The 10012-nt window shown below is 46.3% G+C and carries 8 protein-coding genes; all 8 read right to left on the bottom strand.

Going from position 1 to position 10012, the window contains the following annotated elements; translation table 11 throughout:
- Window positions 1-390: 390 nt before the first annotated feature.
- The 8 genes from OCV96_RS19010 to OCV96_RS19045 all read right to left on the bottom strand — a co-directional run bounded on the left by OCV96_RS19010 (window position 391) and on the right by OCV96_RS19045 (window position 9867).
- Window positions 391-1134 carry a DUF4352 domain-containing protein gene (locus tag OCV96_RS19010; RefSeq protein ID WP_262595191.1) on the bottom strand — a complete coding sequence of 248 codons (744 nt, stop codon included), beginning with the start codon at window positions 1132-1134 and terminating at the stop codon, window positions 391-393.
- A gap of 4 nt (window positions 1135-1138) precedes the next feature.
- Window positions 1139-3313, bottom strand: a complete 2175-nt coding sequence (locus OCV96_RS19015; protein ID WP_262595192.1) for a hypothetical protein — start codon at window positions 3311-3313, stop codon at window positions 1139-1141.
- Window positions 3314-3347: 34 nt separating this feature from the next.
- Window positions 3348-4631, bottom strand: a complete 1284-nt coding sequence (gene hflX, locus OCV96_RS19020) for a GTPase HflX (RefSeq protein WP_262595193.1) — start codon at window positions 4629-4631, stop codon at window positions 3348-3350.
- Window positions 4632-4655: 24 nt separating this feature from the next.
- Window positions 4656-6152 (bottom strand): sensor histidine kinase, encoded by a 1497-nt coding sequence (locus tag OCV96_RS19025; RefSeq protein WP_022312778.1) that lies wholly within the window; start codon window positions 6150-6152, stop codon window positions 4656-4658.
- Window positions 6136-6819, bottom strand: a complete 684-nt coding sequence (locus OCV96_RS19030) for a response regulator transcription factor (RefSeq protein WP_118540046.1) — start codon at window positions 6817-6819, stop codon at window positions 6136-6138. Before OCV96_RS19030 ends, OCV96_RS19025 begins: the two co-directional genes overlap by 17 nt.
- Window positions 6820-6922: 103 nt before the next feature.
- Window positions 6923-7519: a hypothetical protein gene (locus OCV96_RS19035; protein ID WP_262595194.1), complete on the bottom strand. Its 597-nt coding sequence runs from the start codon at window positions 7517-7519 to the stop codon at window positions 6923-6925.
- Entirely contained in the window at window positions 7519-8523 is a 1005-nt protein-coding gene (gene bsh / locus OCV96_RS19040) for a choloylglycine hydrolase (protein WP_022312781.1), read from the bottom strand. Before bsh ends, OCV96_RS19035 begins: the two co-directional genes overlap by 1 nt.
- Before the next feature lie 198 nt (window positions 8524-8721).
- Window positions 8722-9867 carry a DNA/RNA non-specific endonuclease gene (locus OCV96_RS19045; RefSeq protein ID WP_262595195.1) on the bottom strand — a complete coding sequence of 382 codons (1146 nt, stop codon included), beginning with the start codon at window positions 9865-9867 and terminating at the stop codon, window positions 8722-8724.
- Window positions 9868-10012: the final 145 nt, after the last annotated feature.

Here is a 10012-nt window from a genome sequence, read left to right on the forward strand (position 1 = left end):
CAAGAGCTCGTTCGTTCGTTGCTGTTGTTCTCAGCGGCAACTCTGATATCTTATCATAACCGCTTTCGTTTGTCAACAACTTTTTTGAAATCTTTTTCGTCTTGGAAAACTTTGTTTTCCGTGACAGTTATTTATATTAACATATCTGTCAGACTTTGTCAACAACTTTTTTGAAATCTTTTCATGTTTCTTTCGAGCTGTTGTGTTGTCTTGGCGTTGCCTCAACAACGAATCTGAGTATATCACCCTGTGCCACACTTGTCAACATTATTTTGCATATTTTTCAAACAATTTTGCAAAAGCAGTAAAAAAGCCCATAATCATAGGCTTTTTTGTCATTTTGGATCTTATTGTCTTTTCTCTTTTTCTCATAATTTACAGTATATATGCCTATAAAAGTTGAATTGTATATTCATTTGATGTATTTTTGAGACGAAGAGAAATGTTTTGTATCCCATTTGCCATATCTTCATTTACTTCCAGTAGCAGGACCAATCCCTGTGTCTCACCGGGAGCCATGGTTTCCACATACGTAGACATGTCATTGGGCAGCATTGTGGTCAATGCATTTCCACGTGTGCCGTCATTTACAGTAATGATGTATCTGGATGCAGTACTCAGGAAATCAACATTCTCCTCCTGATCTGTTCCGTTGGTCAGTTCAAAGTTCAATATCAGAAGCTTTTTCCCGGTGGAGGCATCCAACGCAAAATAATCATCTGCAGATCCGTCCTCCGGATAAGAGTCTGCTATCTGGTAATCTCTGTATGTCAAGGTCACTCCCTCCGCAAGTCCGAAGAAATCCTCCAGACTGGTGGTAATATCCTCCTGTGCGGTAGGTGCCTGGGCTTCTGAAGCAGTCGATTCCGCAGGCTTCTCTTCCGTCTGTGCATTCTCCTGTCTTCCGGTTTCCCTGGCCGCGTCTTTTTCCAGTTTTGCAATGACGATTTCCGGGTCCACGAGACGGCTCCGGTGATTCGCATCATATTTTAAGAGCGTTACCGCCGCATATTCTCCGACTCTTTGTGATTCCGCTTCTGTCAGATCCGGAATTTCATTTCCGCAGGCTGTCATGCCAAGCGCCATTACACACAATAACGCTCCGCATACAATCCTCTTTTTGTTTCCTGTCATTCTTCTATCCTTCCCTGTCTGTTTTTCCATTGTTTCCTGTATTTTTCTCAAGTACGATATAAATCCCGGCAATCGCCAGTGCGATCACACCCACCGCAAAGAAAAGGACCGTTTTCTGCAATACCGGTGCTCCCCAGTAATCATATAATGCTATTTTACCACAAGTGCACAAAGAAAGCACTAGTCCATATATTCTTACCGGCTTATCTTTTTTCAAAAAGCCCAGTGTTACACTTACCAGCGCAATCAGCATGATCAGAACACTATTGATCACGGGAACATTGGTCTTAACGATCAGTGCCATATAGGTCAGAAAGATCACAATGATCAGTTCTCTGTGTTTAAACTTCTTATAGTATCTCTCCTGCAATGTCAGTACCAGATAAGCCAGTACAAACACAAACATGCACAGATAAGTAAGATAAGAGTTCCGGTACACCGGATTTGCCAGAGCGATCAACGCTCCGATCTGCCCCACCATTACAACTACATTAAATACCAGGATGTTTTTCCCGCGCATATATTTCACATTATTAAACAGCAATATACTTACAAACAGGATCCCCGCAAAAGCCGGCAGCTTTAGCATCGGCATCAAATTGGCCGCTGCAAAAAATGCCAGGGAAAAAGTAAGCAGGAGCTCCTGTATCGTTGTCCATCCATAGACCAGGAACATACTGAGGATGGTTCCCGCAAGGAGCAGGTATGCATACGGTATTTCCTTTCCGTTTGCCAGAAGTTCAATACAGTACAGTGATGTAACGATCACATCCAGTGCCCTCAGTCCGCCTTCCGCAAAACGGGTCAGTATCTTCGTCAGTAAAAGCAACGCTGTCAGGCATATGAGTATCGGCCAGTTACTTTCTATTACAGAAAAGGCACATACCGCAACAAAACTGAAAAAGTAACAGGTCAGCCATTTTTTCCACGTTCCACGTATGGCAATTCCCGCAAGAGCCGCGACTACAAACGCCATTCCCGTCAGGGCGATGATTCCGATATACGCGTCGTTCTCCGCTCTTCCCCAATAATTGTTCATCGCCGTACCGGTTGTAATTCCGGCTACCAGAAGAAATGCTATATAGATTGCCAGCAAGCCGTTTTCATTCACTGCATGGCCCGCCTGTTTTTCTTTTAGTATGTAATTGCTCTGCACTACCAGGATCAGATGTGCGATCAGGAAAAAGGTTCCAAATGCAGCTGCTGTCACCCAGACCGGCATTCCCTGTGTACTGATCACACAGGATACCGTTACCGGGAAAAGGATCGTAGTGCTGACAAGTTGTATCAACTGCGAAGCCGTATGATATCTTCTTACCGGCACACAGATGCTCAGTACACTCAGTAACAGAATCAATGCCAGCACCAGCAGGCCTTCCGGCTCCGAAAGCAATGAAGAACCGAAAAGCGGATACGCACAAAGCCAACATGCTGCGATTCCCAGCATTCTGTGTATCAGGGAATCCCTTTTTCTGCTCAGTAAAACCGTGCCCACTGTGATCACTGCAATGATCGCCGCTGCAGGAAGCATACCGAAATTATGTAGGGAAATCGTATTGATCATGGTCGACAGATATAACGCCGCTATGCCGATAGCCGAAAAGATCTGGGCCAGTTTCGGAAGCTTTCTGTGGATCAGTAATTCTGCGATCAATACCACTCCCAGGGAAACTGCATATAAAGAAATACCTTTGATCCAGCCGTTCATAAAATACATACCAAGCAATACCAGTGCGGTCAGAATAAAGATTCCGCCAACCACCGACAATGCAATGGTTGCGACCAGATATTCCGCATTCTGCTTCTTCTGTGCCGGAGCCTGCGTCACCGGTGCCTGCACCTGTTGCATAGTAAACTGCCCCACTGGCTGTGTCTGTGATTGCCCGGCTGTCTGCTGTTCTCCGGCGGCTGCCTCCTGTGGTACACTCTGCTGCGGCACAGATGACTCCGCTCCGGTTTCTCCGCCTCTGTTTGCATTGATCTGCTGTCTCTGGTACCAGAATTCCACGCTTTTATCCAGTTCTGCCTGTAGCTGTTCTACATATTCCGGCTGTCTCTGTATTCTTGGAAGTAATTGCTGTAAATACCTGGTAAATATCGGATCATTGGACTGCATCAGGTATTCTCTTGCCTGTTGTTCCAGTCTCTTTGCTCGTTCCTGTTGTGTATTGGTCTCCATCTTTTATCCTTCCCTCATTGTAATTTCTGTGATCTTATAACACTATATACTCTCTGTATCTGTCCATATCCTGTCTATGGCAGTCCGCATGGATCAGAATACCGTCCTCCCTGTACTCTCTGGAAAGGATCTGCGCCTGTTCCATCAGATAGGAAGCCACATTTCCTGCACTGTACGGGATCAGAAATACACACTCTGCATTATCCGCATAGACTTTCTGTTCAACAGCCTCCGCCAGTTCACGGATGCCGATATTCTGTCCTGCCGCCAGATACCAGTTGTCCTGTCTCTTTTGCGGCAGTGGTTCCATCCCACATTTGTCTACCTTATTATACACTATGATCTGCGGAATGTCACCTGCTCCCAGCTCTTTTAAAGTATCTGCTGTTACCTGCATCTGCTGTCTGTAATTTTCATCACTGAAATCCACCACCTGGATCAGCAGATCCGCATACCTGACCTCCTCCAGTGTGGAACGGAATGCTTTTACCAGTCCGTGAGGCAGTTTATTGATAAAACCTACGGTGTCTGTCAGGAAAAACGGTTTATTATGTCCGGTATCCACACTGCGGACACTGGTCTCCAGTGTAGCAAACAGCATATCCTTTTCCATGACCGTTTTATCCGGCAATTCGCCGAACTGCTCTACCATACGGTTCAGAATTGTAGACTTTCCCGCATTGGTATATCCTACCAGAGCCACCTGCGGGATGCGGGACTGCTGCCTCTTTTTCCGCTGCACCTCTCTGGTACGTCCCACATCTTCCAGTTCCTTTTTCAGTTCTGTGATACGATGCTCGATCTTACGCCTGTCCAGTTCCAGCTTTTTCTCACCGGTGCCCTTATTACTCATGCTGCCACTGGCACCGCCCTGTCTGCTCAGTGCATCATACATTCCTACCAGTCTCGGCAGCATATATTGCAGTCTGGCTGTCTCCACTTGTAATTTTGCCTCTCTTGTCTGGGCCCGGATGGCAAATATATCCAGGATCAGATTAGTCCGGTCGATGATCGGCAGTTCCAGTTCATTTCCCAGATTTCTTACCTGTGAAGGTGTCAGAGAATTATCAAACACAATCTCCTGTGCCCCGCATTCTTCTGCCAGCCTGCGCACCTCTGTCACTTTTCCGGTGCCGATATATAACGCTTTATTGACATGATCCAGCCGTTGTACAATCTGACCGGCCACTTCTTTTTCCGCAGCTTCCGCCAGACTTGCCAGTTCCTCCATGGAACGCTCAAAATCCGGTTCTTCACCGACATCCACACCGACTAACAGTACCTTTACCGGTGCCTCCTGTATCTGTTCTTCCCTCATATAAAAATATATCCTTTATATTTACTATTTTGTCTCTAACTCAAACCAGAATTCCACGCCGTTGTTGTAATTGTTCACACCGAATTGCTGGTTCATGGATTCCATGATGGCCTTCACGATAGACAATCCCACACCGCTGCCTCCGTATTCTCTGGTTCTGGCCTTATCCACCTTGTAGAACTTCTCCCAGATATGGTGAATAGAGTCCTCCGGGATCGGTTTGCCTGTATTGAATACAGATACCCGTACTTTGCCGTCCTTTTGTTCCATTTTCACTTCGATGATCTTATCATCTTCACAATGATTGACCGCATTGGAGAAAAAGTTCATGAACACTTCTTCTATTTTAAATTCATCCGCCCATGCATAGATCGGCGGATACTCTTCCATCCGCACAGTAATCTCATGCTGTTTTGTCAGAATTGCCGCTGACTGGATATAATTTTTCACCAGCGCCGTAAGGTCGAACCGCTCCATGGCCACCACATCATTACCAAATTCCAGCTGGTTCAGGGTCAGAAGCTTTTTCACCATGTTGTTCATCTTCGCTGCTTCGTCCACGATGACATCACAATAGAACTGCCTGCTCTCGGGATCGTCATTGATCTCCTCCTGCAGCCCTTCCGCATAACCCTGAATCAGCGCAATGGGGGTCTTGAGTTCGTGGGATACATTGGCCAGAAATTCCTTGCGCATTTCGTCAATGGCTTCTTTTTTCTCCACGTCCCGTTGCAATTCATTGTTCGCTGTCTTCAGTTCCGAAATGGTTTTCTCCAGGGAATCGGACAACTTATTGATATTCTCTCCTAACAGATCGATCTCATTATGTGCCTTCCCCTGATATTTTGCCTCAAAATCCAGCTGTACCATCCGTTCCGAAATATTATTCAGTTCCAGGATCGGCTTGGTCACACTTCGGGAGACGAACCAGATAATAATACCACCCGCCATTGCTCCCAGACATCCTGCAAGGGCATAGAAGCGGTTGGCGATCTTTGCACTCTCCTGAATACTGGAAAGAGGTGTCTGCATAATAAAAGAAATGCCGGTATTCAGTCTTCCGTAGATTTCCAGATATTCCTTGTCCTCCTGTCCGGTTCTCTGGATCACATAGTCATCGCCGTTCTCGATCACCCTCTGGTCATTGAAAGGTATGCTGAGTCCAAATACATAACCGATCAGGCGGTTTTCCAGTCTCTCACCGCCGTTGATGGACACATATTTCATATTGGAATTCACATCCATAACGCATACCGTCATGTTGTAGCTTCTGCACACATCATCCAGTTCTCTGGCAAATTCTTCCGTGTCATAGCTGTCGCTCTCCGCTGCCTGCTTGATGGTTCCGTAAGCATCATGAATAACATCCAGTTTGCTCTGCATATAGACTTTTCCCAGAAATAAATAGTTAATCATCAGGCACAGCAGGATCGTACCGATCATCAGGCCGATAAAGATCCAGGCAAACTGTCCCCTGATAGAATGTACTTTTCTCTTTTGTTGTTTATTCCGCTGTTTCATCCATCTTGTACCCCATGCCCCATATGGTCTTTATGAGATTGCCTTCCTCGCCCAGTTTGCTGCGCAGTTTTTTCACATGTGTGTCTATGGTACGGGCATCCCCAAAATAATCATAGTTCCACACATTGTTCAGGATCTTTTCTCTGGACAGGGCAATGCCTTTATTTTCCATAAAATAGGTCAGGAGTTCAAATTCCTTGTAACTTAGATCCACATCTTTTCCATCAATGATCACGCGGTGTGCCGCCTTATCCACGGTAATGCCGCCGCAGGTCAGAGCCTCTTCCTGTCCCAGCTGATTTGTTCTGCGCAGGATTGCTTCCACTCGGGCCACCAGAATCTTGGGACTGAAGGGCTTGGAAATATACTCGTCCACTCCCAGCTGAAATCCCTGCAGTTCGTCTCTCTCATCTCCGCGGGCTGTCAGCATGATGATCGGTACTTTGGAGTTGACACGAATTTCCCGGCATACCTGCCATCCGTCCATCTTCGGCATCATCACATCCAGAATGATCAGTGCAATATCTTTTTCTTTATAAAAAATATCCAGTGCTTCCTCACCGTCACCGGCTTGCAGCACATCAAAATTGCTCTTTACCAGGAAATCCCGGACCAGCTTACGCATTCTGCTCTCATCATCTACTACCAGTACTTTCAGTCTGTCCATACACCCTCACCTTCCTATCTTGAGATAGTAACTATTCAGTCCCATTCGCAAAATCGCCTCTTCGAGGCTTTCCTGAATACTTACACTATAGCGTGTAAATATGTCAATTTTGTGAAACTTCGGTCTCTATATGTAATTCTCTTTCCTTTTCCCGTACCGTCTGCTCCCTCTGGGTCAGTTCCTGCTCCCAGGTGGCATATTTGTTCTGCAGATTTCTTTCATAATTCAGGACATTGGGCTGATCGGAATTCAGCGTGATGATAAACATTGCAATAATTGCAATGACCATCACAATATTCATAATAAGAGACAGCCGGAACGTCGTATTTTTATTTTCTTCCGGTGCCGGTTTGATTCTTCTTCTGGCAGGAGCCGTTTTTTCCCTGGTGTCCGCAAAGTTCGTCCACAGAGGGATAGGCGGAATCTCTTCTCCCAACAGATCCTGCTCTGCTTTCAGTTCTCCCTGCAATTCCCTGAGGTATTCCAAACCTACCGGAGTGCGGAACACCCTGTCATCCAATGCTTTTTTATAAATAACCAGTACGGACTCCAGATTTGTCCGATCGATCCGCTTATCCAGATAAGCAATCTTCTGTCTCTCCTGCTCTGCCAGTCTGGCATCTTTCTCTGAATAGAATGCAAATCCGGACACTACATGATCCGTCCGGTTTTGCTGTTCCTGTTCTTTCTGTACATCCATTACTGGTTTTCCTCCGCGCTTCCTGCTGCAGCATTCTGCAATAAAATATGTTCTCCCTGTACCAGCGGGTAATGGACAGGACGATCACTGTCCAGATTCTCCCGGTACATATCTACTGCAGTAATCTGATGATTTTCATAGGTCGTATAATAGTAAATTCCTCTGTCTGCATTGCAGCAGGAAGTGTAGATAGTGATCTCATACTCCCCTTTGTCCAGCTGACAGCATCCTCTGGTCTGATCCACGCTCCCCAGAATATGGAAAAACTGGCTGACGCTCTCCGACTCAGACAATCCGGACAGGGAATTCATCTTCGTGAATGCCACCCGTACAAAACGGGATGCAGAAGACAGATCCCCGGGCAGTCCCATGGCTCCCATGCCTCTGCTGTACGGCTTCAGCTTCAGATCTGCGGAAAAACGGTTTGTCGGTGATTCGGAAGACAGGGACATATAATCGTTCAAACGAAACATCTGGATTGGAAACGGGGGATTGTTCGTCAATACTCCCACCGGGTTGTCATAGATCTTCAGTCCCTCCTGCACAGACTCGATCGTAATGGCCTCTTCCTTGTCTGCCAGAATCCAGTGCAGTGGAGAAACCGGATATTTTTCATTAAAGGGTGTATCCACCAGATTGATATGGGATAACAATACTCTGGCTTCCTGCACATTGGCACACTGCCCCAGAATCCAGGGGATGAACTCAAACTGGGCGATGTTGTCCTTACCTGTCTGCACTTTGCTGTATACTGCATTTCCCGGGAAATTCAGTCCCGCCATGCCGAGTCCTTTCTCATTCACTGCATCATAGTACAAAGGATAATCCCCTGCCATATGAGCAATGCCGATCATGGCATAATGCTCCGTCAGGGCATTCTGATGCCGTAGCGGAAAAGGATAATTGCGTGGTGTTACCGTTACCTCTTCCCCATAGTTAAATTCATAATCAAAAGTTCTGCCGAAATAAAAATCCTGTGATCTATAAGTTGCCGCTGTACACATAACATATACTCCTTTATTCTGATTCAAATAGATATAGAAACTAGTCTTAGTCTATAGCATTTGCAGAATGTTTGCAAGTATACGAAAACTGTTGACGCAAATCATATTCTTATCTTTACTAAGCAAATAATAAGGAGCTTCGAGGCTGTTATCAGTATCTCGAAGGTCCTTTTCTGCTATATCTAATTCACTTGCCGATTAAGGATTACACCGCTTACAGGGCATATATCCCATATTGATGATATCTTCTCTGTTGCCGGTATATATCTCTTTGTTTTTCTCCTTCATCTGATCCACGCTGGAGCAGGACGGATAGTGGAATTTCATGGTGTTGGTATTCAGCACATAGGTAGTTTCCTGTGATTCCTGTGGCACTGACGGTTCCGGTGTGATCTGCACCGTAGTGTCTGTCTGGGGTTGTTGTGTCGGTGTTTCTATCACAATGGGTGCTGCCGCTTCCTGGGATGCCGCGTTGCTCTCCGCCCAGTTATCTCCGGTGGCATAGTCAATACCGATCCCCGGCTGCACATTGTAGGCAAATACACAGAATTGGATTCCCTCTCCGACATCTTCCACAGAATAGGCTTCCATGAGGACACCGTCTGCCAGCAGGTTATCCCCGTCAAATATGGGAGTGACACGGTACAGGACATGATTCCCTGTATTTTTGATATAATCGCAGACTTTCGTCTCAAAAGGAAGCATTCCCTGCACGTTGAGATATCTGGTTCCGGTGATCAGGTTCTGCGGGTTGGCGTTTTCCGCTGCCAGCATGTAAGCGATCAGGTGGCAGCGATTGTATAGGTATTTTCCGTCCACGTTATCGTATTTCACCAGATGCCAGCCGGTAGGCTTCACGGCTCCGATCTCCCCTCTCGGTTCTGTCGGCATCAGATCCTGTCCCACGTTGGCATATGCCACGCCACAGCGCCCCAGGCTATCCAGCTCGCTGTATGTCTCGAAGGACTGTGTAGTCAGATCTGCTTCTGTGAAATAAGGTTTGTTGCCATTGACTTCTGTATAAGGTGTGCCGGAGTATGCCGGAATCTCCCGGAGGGAAAATGCTGACGTGCCCTCTCCTGTCGAAGCATCTGTTGCAGATGTGACCTGCTGCGATTCCTGTGTATCCGAAGCGTTTTCCTGTGGCTGTCCGGATTCAGGTTCCGATGCTGCAGTCTCCGATGCCTCCAGCAATTCGTAGGGGATCGTCGCCGGCTGCTCTATCGTATAGGTATTATCCTGCGGCGTGACGGTGCTTTCCGCACAGCCGGTAAATGTCAATAGCAGTACCAGCCATAGTGACAATTGTGTTATCAAACGTTTCTGAAATCTGTTATGTTTCATTTTCATAGCTTGTCAATTACTCCCTTGTAAAACTCTTTGGAAATTATACCACATTTTTCATCTGACGCTGACTTGAAATTTTAAATTCCAGTGCACAGGTAAATTCCACCGTGTCTTTAAAAATTGCTTGAAATCGAATAATTTT

Source organism: Waltera acetigignens (assembly GCF_025567015.1).
GTDB lineage: Bacteria > Bacillota > Clostridia > Lachnospirales > Lachnospiraceae > Acetatifactor > Acetatifactor acetigignens.